At 67.8% G+C, this 18,922-nt stretch carries 22 protein-coding genes; 14 read left to right on the top strand and 8 right to left on the bottom strand.

Annotated elements, in window-relative coordinates; all coding sequences use genetic code 11:
- Positions 1–34: 34 nt before the first annotated feature.
- Positions 35–1,675, bottom strand: coding sequence for a M20/M25/M40 family metallo-hydrolase (locus HB724_RS06720; RefSeq protein ID WP_213980144.1), 1,641 nt, complete (start codon positions 1,673–1,675; stop codon positions 35–37).
- A gap of 145 nt (positions 1,676–1,820) precedes the next feature.
- Here HB724_RS06720 and HB724_RS06715 point away from each other — a divergent pair, with 145 nt between their 5' ends.
- The 3 genes from HB724_RS06715 to HB724_RS06705 all read left to right on the top strand — a co-directional run bounded on the left by HB724_RS06715 (position 1,821) and on the right by HB724_RS06705 (position 6,009).
- Entirely contained in the window at positions 1,821–4,682 is a 2,862-nt protein-coding gene (locus tag HB724_RS06715) for a pitrilysin family protein (protein WP_213980143.1), read from the top strand.
- A gap of 14 nt (positions 4,683–4,696) precedes the next feature.
- On the top strand, positions 4,697–4,996 hold the full coding sequence (locus HB724_RS06710; protein ID WP_213980142.1) for a hypothetical protein: 300 nt from the start codon (positions 4,697–4,699) through the stop codon (positions 4,994–4,996).
- 77 nt (positions 4,997–5,073) lie between these two features.
- Positions 5,074–6,009 carry a DUF808 domain-containing protein gene (locus HB724_RS06705; protein WP_213980141.1) on the top strand — a complete coding sequence of 312 codons (936 nt, stop codon included), beginning with the start codon at positions 5,074–5,076 and terminating at the stop codon, positions 6,007–6,009.
- 154 nt (positions 6,010–6,163) lie between these two features.
- On the opposite strand, the gene HB724_RS06700 is transcribed toward HB724_RS06705, so the two are convergent.
- The 3 genes from HB724_RS06700 to gpmA form a co-directional block, all read right to left on the bottom strand.
- The gene (locus tag HB724_RS06700; RefSeq protein ID WP_213980140.1) at positions 6,164–7,237 is read right to left on the bottom strand and encodes a 5-(carboxyamino)imidazole ribonucleotide synthase; all 1,074 of its coding nucleotides are present in this window, start codon (positions 7,235–7,237) and stop codon (positions 6,164–6,166) included.
- Positions 7,234–7,719, bottom strand: coding sequence for a 5-(carboxyamino)imidazole ribonucleotide mutase (purE, locus tag HB724_RS06695; RefSeq protein WP_213980139.1), 486 nt, complete (start codon positions 7,717–7,719; stop codon positions 7,234–7,236). The genes HB724_RS06700 and purE overlap by 4 nt, the downstream gene beginning before the upstream one ends.
- A 190-nt stretch (positions 7,720–7,909) precedes the next feature.
- The gene (gene gpmA, locus HB724_RS06690) at positions 7,910–8,596 is read right to left on the bottom strand and encodes a 2,3-diphosphoglycerate-dependent phosphoglycerate mutase (protein ID WP_213980138.1); all 687 of its coding nucleotides are present in this window, start codon (positions 8,594–8,596) and stop codon (positions 7,910–7,912) included.
- Positions 8,597–8,673: 77 nt separating this feature from the next.
- Between gpmA and HB724_RS06685 the strand changes: the two genes are divergently transcribed.
- From HB724_RS06685 to HB724_RS20450, 3 genes are all read left to right on the top strand, one after another.
- Positions 8,674–9,396, top strand: a complete 723-nt coding sequence (locus HB724_RS06685; protein ID WP_213980137.1) for a dienelactone hydrolase family protein — start codon at positions 8,674–8,676, stop codon at positions 9,394–9,396.
- Between the two features lie 5 nt (positions 9,397–9,401).
- The gene (locus HB724_RS06680) at positions 9,402–10,496 is read left to right on the top strand and encodes an FUSC family protein (RefSeq protein ID WP_213980136.1); all 1,095 of its coding nucleotides are present in this window, start codon (positions 9,402–9,404) and stop codon (positions 10,494–10,496) included.
- Between the two features lie 71 nt (positions 10,497–10,567).
- Positions 10,568–10,693 carry a hypothetical protein gene (locus HB724_RS20450; protein WP_256731362.1) on the top strand — a complete coding sequence of 42 codons (126 nt, stop codon included), beginning with the start codon at positions 10,568–10,570 and terminating at the stop codon, positions 10,691–10,693.
- Between the two features lie 89 nt (positions 10,694–10,782).
- Here HB724_RS20450 and HB724_RS06675 read toward each other — a convergent pair whose 3' ends face one another.
- The 3 genes from HB724_RS06675 to HB724_RS06665 are packed head-to-tail and all read right to left on the bottom strand — an operon-like array spanning position 10,783 to position 12,970.
- Positions 10,783–11,244: a GNAT family N-acetyltransferase gene (locus HB724_RS06675; protein WP_256731361.1), complete on the bottom strand. Its 462-nt coding sequence runs from the start codon at positions 11,242–11,244 to the stop codon at positions 10,783–10,785.
- Positions 11,241–12,362 (bottom strand): M14-type cytosolic carboxypeptidase, encoded by a 1,122-nt coding sequence (locus tag HB724_RS06670; RefSeq protein WP_213980134.1) that lies wholly within the window; start codon positions 12,360–12,362, stop codon positions 11,241–11,243. Before HB724_RS06670 ends, HB724_RS06675 begins: the two co-directional genes overlap by 4 nt.
- On the bottom strand, positions 12,359–12,970 hold the full coding sequence (locus HB724_RS06665; protein WP_346344678.1) for a DUF4136 domain-containing protein: 612 nt from the start codon (positions 12,968–12,970) through the stop codon (positions 12,359–12,361). The genes HB724_RS06670 and HB724_RS06665 overlap by 4 nt, the downstream gene beginning before the upstream one ends.
- Before the next feature lie 163 nt (positions 12,971–13,133).
- On the opposite strand from HB724_RS06665, the gene ykgO reads away from it, so the two are divergent.
- Genes ykgO through HB724_RS06650 form a run of 3 tightly spaced genes read left to right on the top strand, consistent with a single transcriptional unit; the run spans position 13,134 to position 14,565 of the window.
- Positions 13,134–13,259: a type B 50S ribosomal protein L36 gene (gene ykgO / locus HB724_RS06660; protein WP_066482602.1), complete on the top strand. Its 126-nt coding sequence runs from the start codon at positions 13,134–13,136 to the stop codon at positions 13,257–13,259.
- A gap of 8 nt (positions 13,260–13,267) precedes the next feature.
- A complete protein-coding gene (locus HB724_RS06655) occupies positions 13,268–13,882 on the top strand; it encodes an HAD-IA family hydrolase (protein ID WP_213980133.1) in 615 nt (204 codons plus the stop codon).
- Between the two features lie 14 nt (positions 13,883–13,896).
- Positions 13,897–14,565 (top strand): nitroreductase, encoded by a 669-nt coding sequence (locus HB724_RS06650; protein WP_213980132.1) that lies wholly within the window; start codon positions 13,897–13,899, stop codon positions 14,563–14,565.
- 4 nt (positions 14,566–14,569) lie between these two features.
- Here HB724_RS06650 and pyk read toward each other — a convergent pair whose 3' ends face one another.
- Positions 14,570–16,039 carry a pyruvate kinase gene (gene pyk / locus HB724_RS06645; protein WP_213980131.1) on the bottom strand — a complete coding sequence of 490 codons (1,470 nt, stop codon included), beginning with the start codon at positions 16,037–16,039 and terminating at the stop codon, positions 14,570–14,572.
- 74 nt (positions 16,040–16,113) lie between these two features.
- On the opposite strand from pyk, the gene HB724_RS06640 reads away from it, so the two are divergent.
- The 5 genes from HB724_RS06640 to ruvC form a co-directional block, all read left to right on the top strand.
- The gene (locus HB724_RS06640) at positions 16,114–16,488 is read left to right on the top strand and encodes a DUF1244 domain-containing protein (protein ID WP_213980130.1); all 375 of its coding nucleotides are present in this window, start codon (positions 16,114–16,116) and stop codon (positions 16,486–16,488) included.
- Between the two features lie 222 nt (positions 16,489–16,710).
- Complete coding sequence (locus HB724_RS06635; RefSeq protein WP_213980129.1) at positions 16,711–16,950, top strand: DUF2312 domain-containing protein; 240 nt, start codon at positions 16,711–16,713, stop codon at positions 16,948–16,950.
- A gap of 252 nt (positions 16,951–17,202) precedes the next feature.
- Positions 17,203–17,946 carry a YebC/PmpR family DNA-binding transcriptional regulator gene (locus HB724_RS06630; RefSeq protein ID WP_213980128.1) on the top strand — a complete coding sequence of 248 codons (744 nt, stop codon included), beginning with the start codon at positions 17,203–17,205 and terminating at the stop codon, positions 17,944–17,946.
- A gap of 50 nt (positions 17,947–17,996) precedes the next feature.
- Positions 17,997–18,458, top strand: a complete 462-nt coding sequence (locus HB724_RS06625; protein ID WP_346344677.1) for an endonuclease domain-containing protein — start codon at positions 17,997–17,999, stop codon at positions 18,456–18,458.
- Positions 18,455–18,922, top strand: a 468-nt coding sequence (gene ruvC, locus HB724_RS06620) for a crossover junction endodeoxyribonuclease RuvC (protein WP_213980126.1), incomplete at its 3' end; no start/stop codon positions are given. The genes HB724_RS06625 and ruvC, both read left to right, overlap by 4 nt.

Here is an 18,922-nt window from a genome sequence, read left to right as displayed (position 1 = left end):
CTCCAAATAACCCTCTCCCGCTTGCGGGAGAGGGTTATTTGGCCGGCCGGGGCGCCTTGGACGCATCCGGCGCGAACCGATCGCCGAACGCATTCCCCGCATACCAGCGCGGCGCCTCCGGCGCGTCGGCGATCTCGCGGGCGATCAGATAGTTGATCCGCGCGAACTTGGCGCCCGCCGCCCAGTCGAAAGGCAGGTCGGCCTGGTCCGAGACCTTGTGATAATGCGTCTTCAGGAAGTCGCGGAACGCCTTCTCCCCGCCATTCCTGAACCCCGTCACCAGAAAGACCGAGGGCACGCCCGCCTTCACGAAGCTGTAATGGTCCGATCGCACGAAAAGCTGCTCCTCGGGCATCGGATCGGGCGATAGCGCCACGCCCATCTTCGCCGCCGCGCGCTCGACGATCGGCCCCAAAGTCGAATGCTCGGCGCCGAACGCCACTACGTCCTGGAAATCGTAGAGCAGGATCGGCATGTCGAGATTGACGTCGGCCACCACCTTGCCGTCCGCCGCGACCGGATAATGCGCGAGATAGTCGGAGCCGAGCAGCCCGTCCTCCTCGGCGGTGAGCGAGACGAACAGGATCGATCGCTTCGGTCGCCTGCCGCTCTGCGCGAAGCCGCGCGCCGCCTCCAGCATCGCCGCCGTGCCTGCGGCATTGTCCATCGCGCCGTTATAGATCTGGTCGCCCTTCAGCTCGGGGTTCAGCCCCTCATGATCGAGATGGGCGGTCAGCAGCACGACTTCCCTGGAAAGCGCCGGGTCCGAGCCCGGCAACAGGCCCATCACATTGGGGCTGGTCATCCATTTGACCTTGCTCGTGCGCGCGGCGGTCAGCCTGGCGGCGAGCGGGGCACTGTGCGGCAAGGCATCGTTGCGCTTCGCCGCCGAGAACATCGTGTCAGGGTCGATCGGCGATCCGGCGAACAAGGCGCGCGCGACCTTGTCGTTCGCATAGAAGCCGATCTGGATGCGCGGGTCGATGCCGGGCGGCGTGCCTTCGGGCGTCAGCCAACTGGTTTGCGGCCGCGCATAATAGCCGTTCGCCGCGGTCCAGGGGAACGCCTTGGTCTGCTCGCCGTCTCCGACGAGATAGATGACGCCGATCGCGCCGTGCGCGGCCGCGATGTCGCCGCGCTTGTTCATCAGCGCCGGCGCGTCGGGCAGCCCTGTGGGAAGTGCCATCAGCATGACCGCGAACTTTCCGGCGACATCGACGCCGGCATAATCGTCATGCCCGAGCTTCGGCGCATCGAGCCCGTATCCGACGAACACCGCATTGGCGGTCAATGTCTGGGTGCCGCCGCCGCCGCGCGGCGTGCCGCCCATCAGGATGTCGGTGCCGTTGGCGAAGCTCTTGCCGCCGATCGTCAGCGTCGCCGGCTTGCTGGCGTCCAGCGCATATTCGGCGAGCGGCACCTGCTGATACCAGCTTCCGTCCGGTCCGCCGGGCTGCAACCCCAGCGCCCGGAAGCGGCTCGCCACATAGCGGGCGGCGATCGTGTAGCCGCGCGTGCCCGCGTCGCGCCCCTCCAGCGCGTCGTCCGCCAGGAACTCGATATGCGCGCGCACTTCCTCGGGCTTGAACGCCGGCTCGTCGGATGCCGACTGCGCCAGTGCCGCCACCGGCGCCAGGCCGAGCGAGAGCGCGGCGAGAAGAAGGGCAGGGCGCATGCGAATGTCCTTGGAAGCGATCGAGGCAGGACGTTCAGGCTAATCGAAACGCGTTCGTTCGCAAGCCGTACCGGTTTCGGTTGCAGGCCTTGTACCGAGCGCTATTGTTTCGCCTGCAACTATCTTCGTGGGGATTCCAGACAGTATGAAGTCGTTCCTGTTGTATTGCGGCGTCGCCGCTTGCGCGCTCACCGCCACGCTGCCCGCTGCGGCCCAGCAGACGGCGCCCGCGCCCGCCCCGGCCGCGAAGCCGGTGCCCGTGGCCGATCTCGTCAAGCGGATCGACGTGCCGTACCAGGAATTCACCCTCGCCAATGGCCTGCGCGTCATCGTCCACACCGATCGCAAGGCGCCGGTCGTCGCGGTCTCGGTGTGGTACGATGTCGGCTCCAAGCATGAGCCGGCGGGCAAGACCGGCTTCGCGCATCTGTTCGAGCACCTGATGTTCAACGGCTCCGAAAACGCCCCCGGCGATTTCTTCGAGCCGCTCAAGCAGGTCGGCGCCACCGATTTCAACGGCACCACCAGCTTCGATCGCACCAATTATTTCGAGACGGTGCCGCGCCCCGCGCTCGACCGCGCGCTGTTCCTCGAGAGCGACCGGATGGGTTGGCTCACCGGCGCGATCACCCAGGACGTGCTCGACGAGCAGCGCGGCGTCGTCCAGAACGAGAAGCGCCAGGGCGACAACCGCCCCTATGGCCTGGTCTTCTACAAGGTGCTGGACGAGCTTCTCGCCGGCAATCCTTATGGCCACACGCCGATCGGATCGATGGCCGATCTCGACAAGGCGAGCCTGGACGACGTCAAGAACTGGTTCCGCTCGCATTACGGCCCGAACAACGCGGTGCTGGTGCTGGCCGGCGACATCGACGTCGCCGCCGCGAAGCCGCTGGTCGAGAAATATTTCGGCGCCATCCCCGCCGGCCCCAAGAGCGTGCTGCCCAAGGTGGTGATCCCCACGCTTGCCCAGTCGAAGACGGTGGCGATCAAGGACAATATCGCCGCGACGATGATCCTGCGCACCTGGGCGGTGCCGGGCGTCAACGATCCCGACGCGGTGCCGCTCGACGTGTTCGGCCAGGTGCTGGGCGGCCTCGCCAGCTCGCGCTTCGACAATGCGCTGGTCCGCAAGGAGAAGCTGGCGGTGCAGGTCTCGGCCGGCGTCGAATCGATGTCGCAGCTCGGCATCTTCCAGGTCCAGGCGATCGTGAGGCCCGGCGTCGATCCCGCGCTGGTGAACAAGCGGCTCGACGAGATCATGGCCGATCTCATCAGGAACGGCCCGACCGCGGACGAGGTCCAGCGCGTCGCCACCACCAATGTCTCGGCGCGGATCAACGGGCTGGAATCGGTCGGCGGCTTCGGCGGCAAGGCGGTCGCGCTGGCCGAGGGCGAGCTTTATTCGGGCGATCCCGAATTCTTCAAGAAGCAGCTCACGGCGATGGCGAAGGTCACGCCGGCGCAGGTGAAGGCCGCCGCCGCCAAATGGCTCACCCGTCCGTCCGTTACCGTGATGGTCGAGCCTGGCCAGCGGGACGCCTATCAGGACGCGCAGGCCGTCCCCGCCGCCAAGCCGGCCGAGGGCGCCGCCAAGGCAGAGCCGGTCAAGGGCACGCGCGGGGCCATGCCTGCGGTCAGCCAGATCGGCGACCTGGATTTCCCCAAGGTCGAGCGCACGCGCCTGTCGAACGGCGTCGAACTGATCTACGCCAATCGCACCGCGGTTCCGATCACCCAGATCGTGATGAGCTTCGATGCCGGCGCCGCCGCCGATCCGGCCGGCAAGCTCGGCACCCAGCGCATGACGCTCTCGCTGCTCGACGAAGGCACGACGAGCAAGGATTCGACCGCGATCGCCGAGGCCCGCGAGCGGCTGGGCGCGAGCATCGACAGCGGCAGCTCGGCGGATCGCACCTTCCTCTCGCTCGGCACGCCCAGCCCGAACCTGGGCGGCGCGCTCGATCTGTTCGCGGATATGGTGCGGCATCCGGCCTTCGCGCCGGCCGAGGTCGAGCGCATCCGCGCGACCCAGCTCACCGCGATCGCGCAGGAACTGACCAGCCCCGAAGCGCTCGGCAACCGCGCGCTGCCGCCCTTGCTCTATGGCCCGGCCAATCCTTACGCCAAGATGGCGGCTGGCGCGGGCGATCCGGCGGCGATCAAGGCGCTGAGCCGCGACGATCTGGTCGCCTTCCACAAGGCATGGATCCGTCCGGACAAGGCCAAGGTCTTCGTTTCCAGCGATCTGCCGCTGGCCGAGGTCAAGGCCGCGCTCGAGGCGCGCTTCGGCAATTGGCAGGGTGAGGGCGCCGCGGGCATCAAGGATTTCAGCCAGGCCCCGGTCCAGTCCGCGCCGAAGATCGTGCTGGTCGATCGTCCGGATTCGCCCCAGTCGGTGATCCTCGCCGCGCAGATGACCGGCCTGAACCCGGCCGACGACCTGCTCGTCCAGGTCACCGCCAACGAGATCCTGGGCGGCGATTTCCTGTCGCGGATCAACATGGACCTGCGCGAGGCGAAGCACTGGTCCTATGGCGTGCGCGGCGGCTTCCAGTGGCTCGAAAAGGCGGTGCCCTACACGATCAGCGCCCCTGTCCAGGCCGACAAGACCGGCGAATCGATCAAGTCGCTGATGGCCGATGTCCGCGATTTCCTGACCACCCAGGGCGTGACCCCGGCCGAGCTGGAGCGCACCGTCAACGGCGACATCCGCAGCCTGGCCGGCCGATTCGAAACCTCGGGCGCGGTGCTCAGCGCGATGCAGCAGAACGACATCCGCCACCGGCCGGACGACTTCTACGATACGATCGCGCAAAAATATCGCGGCATGACGGCGGCCCAGCTTGACGCTGCGGCACGCGGGGCTCTCGATCCCGGCAAGTTCGTCTGGGTGGTGGTCGGCGATGCCAAGAAGGTGAAGCCGCAGCTTGACAGCCTCGGCCTGCCTGTCGAGGTGGTGCCCGCGGCCTCGGTTGCGGCTCCCGCAAAGCCTGTGGCCAATTGATCGGAGAGAGCATCATGGCGAATATCGACGGAAGCTGGAACACGGTTACCAAGTCCCCGCTGGGCGACCAGCAGGCGGTGCTGACGGTGGCGAGCAGCGGTGACGCGTTCACCGGCAGCTTCGTCGGCGGCATGGGCTCGACCGACATCAAGGACGGCAAGGTCGATGGCGACACGCTGCACTGGTCGCTCGACATCACCGTGCCGATGCCGATGACGCTCACCGTCGAGGCGACGATCGACGGCGACGCGCTGAACGGCACCGTGACGGCGGGCGGCTTCGGCAGCTTCCCGATCACCGGCACGCGCGCCTGACACGCGCTTAAACGGCTGTATTAGGGCGCCCGTCCCGCTATGCGCGGGGCGGGCGTTTCGTTTTTTCAGGGGAAGCTATGCCGGGTGGTCTTGTCGCGCTGCTGGACGATGTCGCGGTGCTCGCGAAGCTGGCGGCGGCTTCGGTGGACGATGTCGCCGGCGCGGCCGGTCGCGCGGGGGCCAAGGCCGCGGGCGTGGTGATCGACGATACCGCGGTCACGCCGCGCTACGTGGTCGGCCTCACCCCGGATCGCGAGCTGCCGATCATCTGGAAGATCACGCTCGGGTCTCTCCGCAACAAGCTGGTCTTCATCCTGCCGGCGGCGCTGGCGCTGAGCGCCTTCGCGCCCTGGGCGCTGACCCCGTTGCTGATGCTGGGCGGCAGCTATCTCTGCTTCGAGGCGGTCGAGAAGATCGTCGAGGCGCTGGCCGGCGACCATCACGATGCCGAGGAAGTCGTTGCGATCCACGATCCCGTCGAGCTTGAGAAGCGCCAGGTGACCGGCGCGGTGCGCACCGATTTCATCCTGTCGGCAGAGATCATGGCGATCGCGCTGGCCGAGTTGCCCACATTGTCGCTGGGCACGCGCGCGGCGGCGCTCGCGCTGGTGGCGCTGGCGATCACGGTCGGGGTTTACGGCGTGGTCGCGGTGATCGTGAAGATGGACGATATCGGCCTGCACCTCAGCCGCCGCCCCTCGGCCGGCGCGCGGCGGATCGGCATGGGGCTGGTGCATGCCATGCCGGTGCTGCTCCAGGCGCTCTCGCATATCGGCGTGGCGGCGATGGTGTGGGTCGGCGGCGGGATATTGCTGCACGGGTTGGAGGCGTTCGGGCTGGGCGCGGTGCCGCACGCCGTGCATCACGCAGCCGAGGTCGCGGGCCATGCGGTGCCGCTGGGGCAGGGGCTGGTCGAATGGCTGGTCGGCGCGCTCGGCGCCGCGGTGCTGGGGCTGATCGTAGGCGGCATCATCGTCGCCGCGCTGCACCTGATCCCGCGCAGGAAGCACTGAAAAATTCCTCCCCGGAACGGGGAGGGGGACCATCGCGCAGCGATGGTGGAGGGGGCCCCGCTTTCCACCAGCGATATCCTTTGAGGAGAGCGGGGCCCCTCCACCACGCCCTGACGGGCGCGGTCCCCCTCCCCGTTCCGGGGAGGATTGAGAGTCAGCCCCGCTTCACCCGCGTAACATGCCCCATCTTGCGCCCCGGCCGGGCATTGGCCTTGCCGTACAGGTGCAGATGCGCGCCCGGCTCGGCGAGGATCTCGGCCCAGCGCCCGGCCTGGTCGCCGATCAGGTTTTCCATCTCGACATGCGCGCCGGTCAGCGCCGTCGATCCCAGCGGCAGGCCGCAGATCGCGCGGATATGGTTCTCGAACTGCGAGGTCTCGGCGCCCTCGATCGTCCAGTGCCCGGAGTTATGCACGCGCGGCGCCATCTCGTTGAACACCGGCCCGTCCTCCGTCGCGAAGAACTCCAGCGTCAGCACGCCGACATGCCCCAGCGCCTCGGCCACGCGCCCCGCCAGCGTCGCCGCCTCGGTCCAGTGCCGCGCGATCTCGGCCGGGGCGGGAAGCGAGGAACGGGCGAGGATGCCGTCGACATGCTCGTTCCACGGCGGCGGATAGCTGGCGAGGGATCCGTCCGCCCCGCGCACCGTGATGATCGAGAATTCGTGGCTGAACTGCACGAAGCCTTCGAGGATCGCCGGCCGCTCGCCGATCTCGGCCCAGGCGGCCGCGGCCTCGGCGGCATCGCGGATGCGCACCTGGCCCTTGCCGTCATAGCCCAGCCGCAGCGTCTTCAGGATCGAAGGCGCCCCGATCCGCGCGATCGCGGCCGCCAGCTCGTCGGCGGTGGCGACCTGCGCCCAGGGCGCCGTCCGCCCGCCCAGCGCCGCGACGAACGCCTTCTCGCGCGCCCGGTCCTGCGCGATCGACAGGCTCTGCGGACCCGGCCGCACCGGCACCTTGCCCGCCAGATGCTCGACCGGCCCCAGCGCGATATTCTCGAACTCGTAGGTCACCACGTCCGCATGCGCGGCCAGCTCGTCGAGCACGATCCAGCTGTGATAATCGGCGCGAGTGAAGCTGGAGGCGGTCTGCGCCGCCACGCTCTCATCATCGGGCGCCAGGATATGCGTGCGATAGCCGAGCTGTGCCGCCGCCGCCGCGAGCATCCGCCCGAGCTGGCCGCCGCCGAGAATGCCGATCGTTGAACCGGGAGGCAGCATGGTCATTCGGGATCGGTCGCCACGTTGTCGGTCTGCGCCGCGCGCCACGCCTTGAGCCGTTCGGCCAGCGCCGCATCCGAAGTGGCGAGGATCGCGGCGGCGAGCAGCCCCGCATTGAGAGCGCCGGCCTTGCCGATCGCCAGCGTCCCCACCGGCACGCCGCCCGGCATCTGGACGATCGAATAGAGGCTGTCCAAGCCCTTCAATGCCTTGGATTCCACCGGCACGCCCAGCACCGGCAGGTGCGTCATAGCCGCCGCCATGCCCGGCAGATGCGCCGCGCCGCCCGCGCCCGCGATGATGACCTTGAGCCCGCGCGCATCGGCGCCGGTGGCATAGTCATAGAGTCGCTGCGGGGTGCGATGCGCGGAGACGACCTTGGTCTCATGCGCGACCCCCAGTTCGCCGAGCACCCGCGCGGCATGGCGCATCGTCTCCCAATCGGAGGTGCTGCCCATGATGATACCGACAAGAGGTGTGCCCGACATATGCGCCCCGGGTTTCGGAAAGCGTGGTTCCTAGTGGGGAGGGCGAGGGGAGGCAACACCGATCCTCCCGGTACGGGGAGGGGCACCGCCGCGAAGCGGTGGTGGAGGGGGCTCTCCCCACCGGAATCGCTTGCGGCGCCTCCACCAGCCTGCGGCTGGTCCCCCTCCCCGTGCCGGGGAGGAATTTTGTTTAGCGCTCGCTCAGATAGTACCGATCCGTCGCGTTCAGCCCCTCGTCCAGCTCGTACACGATCGGCTGCCCGGTCGGGATCTCCAGCCCGGTGATCTCGTCGTCCGAAATCCCCGACAAATGCTTCACCAGCGCCCGCAGCGAATTGCCGTGGGCCGAGATCAGCACGCGCTTGCCGGCCTTCAGATCGGGCGCGATCCGCGCTTCCCAATAGGGCAGCACCCGCGCGATCGTGTCCTTCAGGCTCTCGGTCTGCGGGATCGGCACGCCCTTGTAGCGTTCGTCCTTCGCCAGATCCCAGGGCGAGCCTTCCTCGGGCAGCGGCGGCGGCACGTCGAAGCTGCGGCGCCAGATCTTCACCTGGTCCTCGCCATGCAGCGCCGCCGTCTCGGCCTTGTTCAGGCCCGTCAGCCCGCCATAATGCCGCTCGTTCAGCCGCCAGTCCTTCTCGGTCGGCAGCCACAGCCGCCCCATCGCCTCCAGCGCCAGGTTGAGCGTCTTGATCGCCCGCGTCTGGAAGCTGGTGAAGGTCATGTCGAAATCCAGGCCCTTCGCCTTCATCAGCTCGCCCGCGGCCCAGGCTTCCTTGGCGCCCAGCTCGGTCAGGTCGACGTCCCACCAGCCGGTGAAGCGGTTCTCCAAATTCCAGGCGGACTGTCCGTGGCGGATCAGGACGAGGGTTGGCATCGCGGGCGCTCCTTGCAACTGTTCGGCGCAGTCCTTAGCGGCAGGAGCGGCAGGGACAAGCATCGGGAGTGCGGCAAATGGCGATCGTTCGGCAGACCCTGGTATATGACGGCCCCGGCGGCCCGTTCGAAGGCGTGCTCGCCTATGAGGACGAAGTGACGACGATGCGCCCCGGCGTGCTCGTCGTTCCCAATGTGCTCGGCCAGAAGGAGGCCGACAATGTCCATGCCGAGAATCTGGCGAAGCTCGGCTATGTCGCGCTCGCGGCCGATATCTACGGACAGGGCAAGCGCACCCGGCACGGCCCCGACGCCGCCACCCATATGAAGCCGCTGAACGAAGACCGCGCGCTGCTGCGCGACCGGCTGGCGGCGTCGCTCGCGGCGCTGCGTGGCTTCGACCGCGTCGATCCGGCGAAGCTCGCGGCGATCGGCTTCTGCTTCGGCGGCAAATGCGTGCTCGACATGGCCCGCGCCGGGCTGCCGATCCTGGGCGGCGTCTCGTTCCACGGCGTCTATGACCGGCCCGACTATGCCAACGTCTCGCCGATCGCGGCCAAGCTGCTCGTCTGCCACGGCTGGGAAGACCCGATCGCGCCGCCCGACGTGCTGGTCGCGCTCGGCAGGGAACTGAACGAGAGCGGCGCCGACTGGCAGATCCACGCTTATGGCCATGCCGGCCACGCCTTCACCGATCTCGACCGCAAGACCTCGACCATGCCCGGCGTGGTCTACGAGCCCCGCGCCGATCGCCGGAGCTGGCGGGCGATGGCGAACTTCCTGGAGGAAGTGTTCGCCTGAAGCGCATGGCGCAGGCCCCTTCTTTCAAGCGGCTGACCGATCGGATCAGCGCCCGCACCATCGACGAGGCGGAAGTCGTCGCATCGGTGCTGCTGGCGATTCTCGTCGCGCACGCGATGGGCGCGACCAATGTCTCCTGGGCCGCCTTTGCCGGCTATATGGTCATGCGCGGCCATGCGGCGGAGACGGTGCTGCGCGGCGTGCTGCGCATCCTGGGCACGATAGCGGGCGGGCTGCTCGCGCTGGCCGTGTCGCCGCTGCTCGGTTCGCCGTTCGCCGCCGCGCTCGCGCTGTTCCTGGTCGGATCGGGCGCGCTCTATGCGGCGCTCACCGCGCGGCGCTCCTATGCCTGGCTGTTCCTGGGCCTCACCTTCGCGATGGTGGTGCTCGATCGCATCGAGCATCCGGGGATCGCCGCCCGCGATTTCGTCGAGACGCGAATCCTGGAGACCGTGGCGGGCACGCTCGCCTGCGTCGCGGTGAGCCTTGCCTCCACCTTCACGCTGCGCCGCCGCTGGCCGGCGACGCGCAGCCCGCGCCCCGTATCGCTCGGCTGGCATCCCGAGGCGTTCCGGCATGCGCTGCAGGCGGGCGTGGCGCTGGCCGTGCTGGTGGCGCTCGCGGCATGGCTGCACGTGCCCGCGCTGGCGCAGAGCGCGATCGGGATCATGGCGGTGATGATCGTCCCCGCCGATGCGATCGGGGCGAGCGGGCTGGGGCCGGTCAGCCGCCGGCTGCTCCACCGCTTCATCGGCTGCCTTGCCGGCGCGGCGATCGCGGCGGTGTTCCTGTTCCTCGCGCAGGGCCGGGCGCCGCTGCTGATCCTCGGCACGATCCTGGGCGTCGTGCTGGGCCGCCATCTCGAAAATGGCGATCCGCGCCATCGCTATGTCGGCACCCAGCTCGCGCTCGCGATCCTGATCGCCCTGGTGCCGGACAGCTATGCCGATGCCGCGATCGAGCCCGCGCTCACCCGGCTTGCCGGCGTCCTGATCGGCATAGCGGTGCTGGAGCCGGTGCTGCTCGCCTGGCATGCGCTCGCCCCACGCCGCCCGGCCCAGACGGCGGCGGAGGATCGCGGCGAGATCGGCGGGATCTGAGCAATCGCGTCACTCACACTGAACGGGAATGCTCGCGGGACAATCCGTGCATGGCTCCCCATATCGGTCGCATGAAGAAGATCGCAAAAGCCATCGCGGTTCCTGTCGACCGCATCGTTCCTCCGGCCGAGCTGGCGCTGGGCACCGCCATCGTCGTGGCGGGGCTTGCCACGCTGGCGGCGCGGCTGCTCGGCTGAAGTCCCTAAACAGCTTAAACCTTTTAAACCTTTCCCGGCTTTCGCCGGGGAGGGGGTAATCTCTCAGGGTCGGACTTCTCAGGGTCGGACTAAAGCACCCGCGACAGGAACCGGCTGAACGGATCGTTCGCCGGATAGTCCGCGAACGCCGCGCACGGCGTGAAGCCGAACTGGCGGTAGAGCGCCAGCGATGCCTCGAACGTCGGCCCCGATCCCGTCTCCAGGCTGATCCGCCGATAGCCGCGCTCCCGCGCCACACCCAAAATGTGCGACAGCAAAGCCGCGCCCGTGCCGCGGCGCAGCCGCTCGGGGTCGGTCCGCATCGACTTGATCTCGCCATGCGCCGGATCGAGCTGCTTCAGCGCCCCGCAGCCGAGCAGCCGCCCGTCCTCCCACGCCGTGAAGAAGCTGATCTCCGGCCGCCTGAGCCCGCTCAGGTCGAGCGCATGCACGCTCTCGCTGGGCGATGCGGCGCGCAGCGCGTCCAGGTGCAGCCGCAGCAGCGCCTGGACCTCGGGCAGGTCCAATCCCCCTGCGCGGACCTCGATCAAATCCGGTCGATCATGCCGGCAAGGGTATCCAGGCATGCATGCGCGAGCCGCTTGCAGCGCTCGGGCGACCAGCCATATTCGGCGTCCGCATTGGCCTCATGGTCCTTGAAGGGCATTTCCAGCGTCATCGAAACGGCACCGTAACGTTCCGCGAGCTGGTTTGTCGACATCGAAAGATTCGCCTGGCCCGGCGCGGACTTCTCATAGCCCAGGTCGAGCTGGAACTCGGGCGTCGCCGCCGCCAGCGCCCGCGCGAAATCGTAGAATTTCCCGCCCAGCTCGTCGGTCCAGCTCGGAATGCCCTCGAAGCCGGCGAGGAAGTTCGCCGGGATCGCTTCGTCGCCATGCACGTCCATCGCGAAATCGACGCCGGTCCCGTCCATCGCACCCCGCACGACGAGCACTTCGGGGCTCTTCTCGGCCGAGGGCGCATGCCATTCGCGATTGAGGTTCACGCCCACCGCATTGGTGCGCAGATGCCCGCGCCGCGAACCGTCGGGATTCATGTTGGGCACGATGTGGAAGGTCGCCTTGCTCCGCAGCAGCTTCGCGGTCGCGTCGCCGGCGTCGGTCAGCTTCTCCAGCGCGCCTTCCATCCACCATTCGGCCATCGTCTCGCCGGGATGCTGGCGGGCATAGAGCCACACCTGCTTGGGGCCTTCGCCCAATGTCAGGCAATCCATCGGCTGGCCGTCCAGCGTGACGCCCAGCTCGCGGTGGGTGACGCCGGGCTGGAGCGCGATCCGGCTGACCAGATCATGGTGCCGCTCCATCGAATAGGGCGCGAAATAGGCGAACCACACCACGTCGCTGTCGAAGCGGTGCGTGAAGCTCAGCACGCCATTGGCATAGCTGGTCTCCGGCGCCTGCCGCCACACCTGCCGATCGGTGCTCCACCGCGTCCGATAGCCCGGCCAGCCGAACGGATAGGCCGATCCGCCCGCGTTCAGGATGCGGAAGCTGAGCGTGCGCCCCTTCGCCCCCGCCACGCGGAAGTGGAACCATTGGTAGAAATCGGACTGGTGGTCCTTCGCGATCTCGAGGTCGATCAGGTCGCCTTCGATGGCCACGACGCGGATGTTGCCGGCGTCGAACGCGGCGTTGATGCGGATAGTCATTTGACCGTGATAGTGACGCCGGACTCTCCGGGGAAGTCCTTGAAGAGCGCGCGGGCGAGTCGCTGCGCCGTCGCGCCCGGCTGGGCATTCTCCACGCCCAGCGCCTGGGTCTGCGCGCGGCCTTCCCAGATCACGCTGTCGTTCGCCCGGCGGCGGAGCTGCACCCACAGCTCGGACGTCTTCACTTCGCGCGTCTTGCCGCCGACTCCGAACGCGACGTCGCCGCCGATGCCCACGCCGCCTCCGCCGCGCCGTCCGCCGCCGCTGAAGCTGCCGCCGCCCAGCCCGATCGTCACCGGCGGGCGATCCTTGATGAATCCCTTGCTGGTCTGGGTGAACGAGATTCCGGCGATATAGCCCGAGCTGGTCGGCGTCTCGGCGCGGACATAGCCCAGCCGTTCCAGCTCGGCCTGCACCGCGCCGGCATAGCTCTGATATTCCGGATTGACCTGCACCGCGCCGCTCATCGGCTCCAGCGATATGGTGGTGCGCTCCATCGGCTGGCCCAGGTGATAGCGGGTCACGTCGACCGGCCCCTGCCGCGCCGTGGTCGTGCAGCCTCCCAGTGCCGCGGCGCCCATCAGGGCCAGGATAAACGGCTTGGTCACGGCATAATCTCCATGTTTCGCGGTCGCAACGGCCCTTATGGCGACAAACCCGAGTCTTGCCGAGTCGGTTCCGGATGCCCGGCGTGGGTTGACTTGGAAAGGGCTCGGCTATAGGCGGGCGCCTCTTTTCCGGCATTCCATATATTCGAGAAGCGAATCGGTCATGAAGATCGTGAATTCATTGAAGTCGCTCAAGGGGCGGCACCGCGACAACCGCGTGATCCGCCGCCGTGGCCGGATCTACGTGATCAACAAGACGAACCGCCGGTTCAAGGCCCGCCAGGGCTGAACCACGTCGTGGGAGCGCCGTCGGCCGTCATCTTCGACGTCGGCAACGTCCTCTACGACTGGGAACCGCGCAGGCTCTACGAGCGCCTGATCGAGGATGATCGGGCGCTCGATGCGTTTATGGCTGAAGTCGTCACCAAGGCGTGGCACTTCCAGCATGACGCCGGCCGCCCGTTCGCCGAGACTTCGGCCGAGCTGAGCGCGCGCTATCCCCAGCATGCCGATCTGATCGGGCTCTGGGGACCGCGCTTCAACGATACGCTGCCCGGCATGCTTCCAGGAATGGAGGCGATCGTCGGCGATCTCGACGCGCGCGGTGTGTCCCTGTTCGGCATCACCAATTTCTCTGGCGAGTTCTGGCCGCCCTTTCGTGCGCGCGAGGCGGCGATCTTCGATCGCTTCCGCGACATCGTCGTCTCGGGCGACGAACGGCTGGTGAAGCCGGACCCGGCAATATACGCATTGGCGCTCGCGCGATTCGGGCTCAAGGGGCCGGACGCGGTGTTCGTCGACGACAGCAGGCCCAATGTGGAGGCGGCCCGGGCCGCCGGCATCCACGCGGTATTGTTCACCGGCGGCGCCGCATTCCGGGAGGAGCTGGTGCGCCTGCATCTGCTCGACTGAAGCGGAGGAGGCACATGGAAGTCCGCGAAGCCGTCGCCACGCGCCGTTCGGTGCGCGCCTTCCTGCCCCGGCCGGTCGATTCCGCGCTGCTCCGTGATTTGGTCGAGCGTGCCGGACGCGCGCCCTCGGGCGGCAACCTCCAGCCCTGGAACCTCCATATCGTCTCGGGCGCGGCGATGGCGCGGCTCAAGGCGCTGATGGCGCGGCGCGTGGTCGAGGCGCCGCTGGGCGAAGGCACCGAATATCCGATCTACCCGGTCGAGCTGGCCGATCCCTACAAGGCGCGCCGGTTCGAGAACGGCATGGCCTATTATGCGGCGCTCGGCGTCGAGCGCGGCGACCGCGACCGGAGGCAGGAGGCGTTCGCGGACAATTTCCAGTTCTTCGGCGCGCCGGTGGGGCTGTTCTGCCATGTCGAGCGCGGCCACGGTCCGCCGCAATGGTCGGACTGCGGCATGTATCTCCAGACGCTGATGCTGCTGCTGCGCGATGCCGGGCTCGACAGTTGCGCGCAGGAGGCCTGGGCGATGTATCCCCGCACGGTCGACGCTTTCCTGGGCGTGCCGGCCTCGCAGATGCTGTTCACCGGCATGGCGATCGGCTGGCGCGATCCGGAGGCGCCGGTCAACACCTGGCCGGTGAGCCGGGCGCCGCTGGGCGAATTCGCGACCTTCCTCGAATAAAGCCTCAGCCCCCTTCGGGCCCGCGATAGGTCTTCAGCTCGTCGCCGACGATCGTGACGACATGGAGCACGTTGGTCGATCCCGGCGTCTTGAACGGCACGCCGGCGCAGATGATGACCCGGTCGCCCGCCGCCGCCAGGTGATGGCGCAGCACCATGCGCTTGGCCTTCGCCACCATCTCCTCGAACGACTCGACGTCGCGGGTATGCACCGCGTGCGTGCCCCACAGCAGCCCCAGCCGCCGCGCGGTCTCGATCTTCGGCGTCAGCCCCATGATCGGCACCAGCGGACGCTCGCGCGCGATTCGCCGCACCGTCGATCCCGACGAGGTGAAGCAGACGATCGCCGATGCCGACACCGTCTTGGCGATGTTCTTCGCCGCCTCGGCCAGCGCGTCGGCGGTCGTCGGGTCGGGCTTGGTCACGGTGAAATGGACGCGGTCGCCATGCCCGGGATCGCGCTCCACCGCATCGGCGATCGAGTTCATCATCGCCACCGATTCGATCGGCCATTTGCCCGCCGCGCTCTCGGCCGAGAGCATGATCGCGTCGGCGCCATCATACACCGCGGTCGCCACGTCCGAGACTTCGGCGCGGGTGGGCGAGGGGCTCTCGATCATCGATTCGAGCATCTGCGTCGCGACGATCACCGGCCGGCCCATTCGCCGCGCGGTCTCGACGATGCGCTTCTGAAGCGGCGGGACCGATTGCGGCGGCAGCTCGACGCCCAGGTCGCCGCGCGCGACCATCACGCCGTCGCACTGCTCCATGATCTCTTCGAGCCGGGCGATGGCGCTGGGCTTCTCGATCTTGGCGAGCAAGGCCGCCTTGCCGCCGATCAGCCGCCGCGCCTCCATCAGATCCTCGGGCCGCTGGACGAAGCTCAGCGCGATCCAGTCGGCGTTCATCTCCACCGCGAAGCTCAGGTCGCTGCGGTCCTTCTCGGTCAGCGCCGCCAGCGGCAGCACCATGTCGGGGACGTTCAGCCCCTTCGAGTTGGAAAGCGGCCCGCCCACTTCGACCACCGTCGTCATCCGGTCGGCCGACGCGCTCACCACGCGCAGCACCAGCTTGCCGTCGTCGAGCAGCAGCCGCGCATCGGTGTGCGCCGCCTCGAAGATCTCGCGGTGCGGCAGCTCGACGCGCGTCTCGTCGCCCGGCGTCTTGTCGCGGTCGAGGATGAACTCATGGCCGGTGCGCAGGACCACCTTGCCGTCGGCGAACCTGCCCACGCGCAGCTTCGGCCCCTGGAGATCGGCCAGGATCGTCGAGGGACGGCCCAGCTTCTTCTCCAGCGCGCGAATCGCTTCGAACACCGGCACCTTCGATACCTGGTCGCCATGGCTCATGTTGATGCGGAACGCATCGGCGCCGGCATGGAACAGCGTCTCGATCATCTCGGGCGTGCTGCTCGCCGGACCGAGCGTGGCGAGAATGCGTACTTTCCTGGAGCGGGGGCTTATGGCCTTTGTCATCGCTGTCATCCTCGGCTTGTGCGGTGCTGCCTCTAACCTTTAATGCGGAGCGATCAACTCCGGAGGTGGCGCAGGTGGACGATCTCGACAAACTCGACGACGCGACGGCGGCAAAAGCCTTTCGCCGCCTGGTCCGGCACCTGCGCCATCGCACGGATGCCGAGAATATCGATCTGATGGGCCTGGCCGGCTTCTGCCGCAATTGCCTGGCCGACTGGATCACCGAGGCGGACCCGAGCATCGCCAGGGACGAGGCGCGCCGCATCATCTACGACATGCCGTTCAGCGAGTGGAAGGCGAAGCACCAGGGCGAGGCGACTCCGGAGCAGATCGCCCGGATGGAAGCCAGCATCGCGAAGAACGATCCGGGCGAGGACGCCCTCGACGAGGCGCTGGACGAGAGCTTCCCGGCCAGCGATCCGCCCTCGATGACCGAGCCCGGCCGCTGAGACAAACTCCCCGTCACCCCGGCCTTGTGCCGGGGTCCACCGTGCGGCTGGGAGAGCCGCTCGCAGCTTAGAGGGGCTCGCTCGCGGAGGAGTGGACCCCGGCACAAGGCCGGGGTGACGGAATGGCAGTTCCGGCATTTCAATAACGCACGATCGTCGCGCGGGGGTTGAGGCAAGCGGCGCGCTTCTCTAATCGCCCCGCTTCAACTCAGGAGACCTTCATTGTCCGATTCGATTTCCGCCGAACAGCTCCGCCTTCTCATCGAGCGCGTCGAGCGGCTGGAGGAAGAGAAGAAAGGCATCGCCGACGACATCAAGGACGTCTATGCCGAAGCCAAGTCGACCGGCTTCGACGTCAAGACGATGCGCTCGATCGTCAAGCTGCGGAAGATGGAGAAGCATCACCGCGACGAGGCCGACGCCCTGCTGGAAACCTATCGCAACGCGCTCGGCCTCCACTGATTTCTCGAGATTCGCGCGACGGCGCGACGATCCTGGTGCCGACGCGAAGCGCAGGCTGCGTTCCCACGTTGATCCGCGCTGCGCCATCGCGATTTCGGGCTGGCGGCGGCGCTGGCTGAATCGTGGCGCCGTCGCGTCGTAGCGCGAAATCGATCTTCTTCATCCCGCCCCAACCGCGCTTCCGCTCCGCCATTGCGCGAAAACCCGCCCCTGGCCTAGAGACGCGCATCGAATTTACCGCAAGAGAGCGCAATGGCAGGCCATTCCAAGTTCAAGAACATCATGCACCGCAAGGGCGCGCAGGATAAGAAGCGCTCGGGCATGTTCTCCAAGCTCAGCCGCGAGATCACCGTCGCGGCCAAGATGGGCTTGCCCGATCCCGACATGAATCCGCGCCTGCGCGCGGCGATCGCCGCCGCCAAGGCGCAGTCGATGCCGAAGGACAATATCCAGCGCTCGATCGACAAGGCGAGCCGCGGCGACGCCGAGAATTACGAGGAGATCCGCTACGAAGGCTTCGGCCCCGGCGGCGTGTCGCTCATCATCGAGGCGCTGACCGACAATCGCAACCGCACCGCCACCAACGTCCGCGTCGCGGTCTCGAAGAACGGCGGCAATCTCGGCGCCAGCGGCTCGGTCAGCCACGCCTTCGATCGCATGGGCCTCATCACCTATCCGGCCAGCGCCGGCGATGCCGAGAAGGTCTTCGAAGCCGCGCTCGAAGCCGGCGCCGAGGACGTGACGTCGTCGGAGGACGGCCATGAGATCTGGACCGCCCAGGGCGATCTCCATGAAGTCGCCAAGGCGCTGGAGCCGGTGCTCGGCGAGTCCGAAGGCGCCAAGCTCGCCTGGAAGCCGCAGACCATGGTCACGGTGAACGAGGGCGATGCCGCCACGCTGTTCAAGCTGATCGATGCGCTCGACGACGACGACGACGTGCAGCAGGTCTGGGGCAATTACGAAGTGCCCGACGACGTGATGGAGAAGCTGGGTTGATCTTCTAAAAAAAAGCCCCTCCCCTTTAGGGGAGGGGTTGGGGTGGGGCAGTGGTAACTGAGCGAGACCTTCTCGAAAGAGCCAAGGAAATGCGCCGCAACCCTACCGAATTAGAGGTGCGCGTCTGGCGCCATCTCTCCAATTCGCAGCTAGGCTACAAATTCCGCCGACAGGCCGTGATCTTCCCCTATATCTGCGACTTCTTCTGCCCAGCGAAGGGACTGGTCGTGGAGATCGACGGCGATACCCACGATTTGCCTAACGACGCTCACCGGGACGCTCAGCTTGCCCGAAGGGGGTTTGCGACCGTGCGCTTCACGAACCACGAAGTGTGGGACAATCTGGATGGGGTCATGGCTTCGATTGTGGACGCCGTTCGTAATCGTCCCGATCGCTGGTCCGGCATGCCCCACCCCAACCCAGTTGCAGGTAAACGATGCCCCGCATCGTTTAGGTCATGCCGGGGGCATGACCGACCTGCAACTCCTGAAGGGGAGGGGCTTTTGCCATGATAATCCTCGGCCTCGATCCCGGCCTGGGCACCACCGGCTGGGGCCTGATCCGCGCCGAGGGCAATCGCCTGTCCCACCTCGCCAATGGCCGCCTCAAGACCGACGCCCAGGCGCCGCTCCCGCGCCGCCTCGCGCATCTCGATGCGATGCTCTCGGCCCTGATCGCCGATCACGGCCCCGAAGCCGCCGCGGTCGAGGAGGTCTTCGTCAACGCCAATCCGCAATCGACGCTCAAGCTCGGCCAGGCCCGCGGCGTGGTGATCTGCGCCGCCGCGCGCACCGGGCTGGAGGTCGGCGAATATGCCGCGCGGCTGGTCAAGAAGGCGGTGGTCGGCACCGGCGCCGCCGAAAAGGCGCAGGTCCACGCCATGGTCGCCCCCCCCCTCCCCCCCGGGCGCCCCCCCGCCCCCGCCCCCCCGCGCCCCCCCCCCCCCCCCCCCCCCCCCCCCCCCCCCCCCCCCCCC

Origin of the sequence: Sphingomonas sp. dw_22, from assembly GCF_018449795.1 — a bacterium.
Lineage (GTDB): Bacteria > Pseudomonadota > Alphaproteobacteria > Sphingomonadales > Sphingomonadaceae > Sphingomonas.
Note: the sequence above shows the minus strand (reverse complement) of the source record. Positions and strands in the feature narration are given on the sequence as shown.

Bases quoted from the DNA above. Each gene is read 5' to 3' on its own strand.
- HB724_RS06720 (WP_213980144.1), bottom strand. From the start codon at position 1,675: ATGCGCCCTGCCCTTCTTCTCGCCGCGCTCTCGCTCGGCCTGGCGCCG.
- HB724_RS06715 (WP_213980143.1), top strand. From the start codon at position 1,821: ATGAAGTCGTTCCTGTTGTATTGCGGCGTCGCCGCTTGCGCGCTCACC.
- HB724_RS06710 (WP_213980142.1), top strand. From the start codon at position 4,697: ATGGCGAATATCGACGGAAGCTGGAACACGGTTACCAAGTCCCCGCTG.
- HB724_RS06705 (WP_213980141.1), top strand. From the start codon at position 5,074: ATGCCGGGTGGTCTTGTCGCGCTGCTGGACGATGTCGCGGTGCTCGCG.
- HB724_RS06700 (WP_213980140.1), bottom strand. From the start codon at position 7,237: ATGACCATGCTGCCTCCCGGTTCAACGATCGGCATTCTCGGCGGCGGC.
- purE (WP_213980139.1), bottom strand. From the start codon at position 7,719: ATGTCGGGCACACCTCTTGTCGGTATCATCATGGGCAGCACCTCCGAT.
- gpmA (WP_213980138.1), bottom strand. From the start codon at position 8,596: ATGCCAACCCTCGTCCTGATCCGCCACGGACAGTCCGCCTGGAATTTG.
- HB724_RS06685 (WP_213980137.1), top strand. From the start codon at position 8,674: ATGGCGATCGTTCGGCAGACCCTGGTATATGACGGCCCCGGCGGCCCG.
- HB724_RS06680 (WP_213980136.1), top strand. From the start codon at position 9,402: ATGGCGCAGGCCCCTTCTTTCAAGCGGCTGACCGATCGGATCAGCGCC.
- HB724_RS20450 (WP_256731362.1), top strand. From the start codon at position 10,568: ATGAAGAAGATCGCAAAAGCCATCGCGGTTCCTGTCGACCGCATCGTT.
- HB724_RS06670 (WP_213980134.1), bottom strand. From the start codon at position 12,362: ATGACTATCCGCATCAACGCCGCGTTCGACGCCGGCAACATCCGCGTC.
- ykgO (WP_066482602.1), top strand. From the start codon at position 13,134: ATGAAGATCGTGAATTCATTGAAGTCGCTCAAGGGGCGGCACCGCGAC.
- HB724_RS06650 (WP_213980132.1), top strand. From the start codon at position 13,897: ATGGAAGTCCGCGAAGCCGTCGCCACGCGCCGTTCGGTGCGCGCCTTC.
- pyk (WP_213980131.1), bottom strand. From the start codon at position 16,039: ATGACAAAGGCCATAAGCCCCCGCTCCAGGAAAGTACGCATTCTCGCC.
- HB724_RS06630 (WP_213980128.1), top strand. From the start codon at position 17,203: ATGGCAGGCCATTCCAAGTTCAAGAACATCATGCACCGCAAGGGCGCG.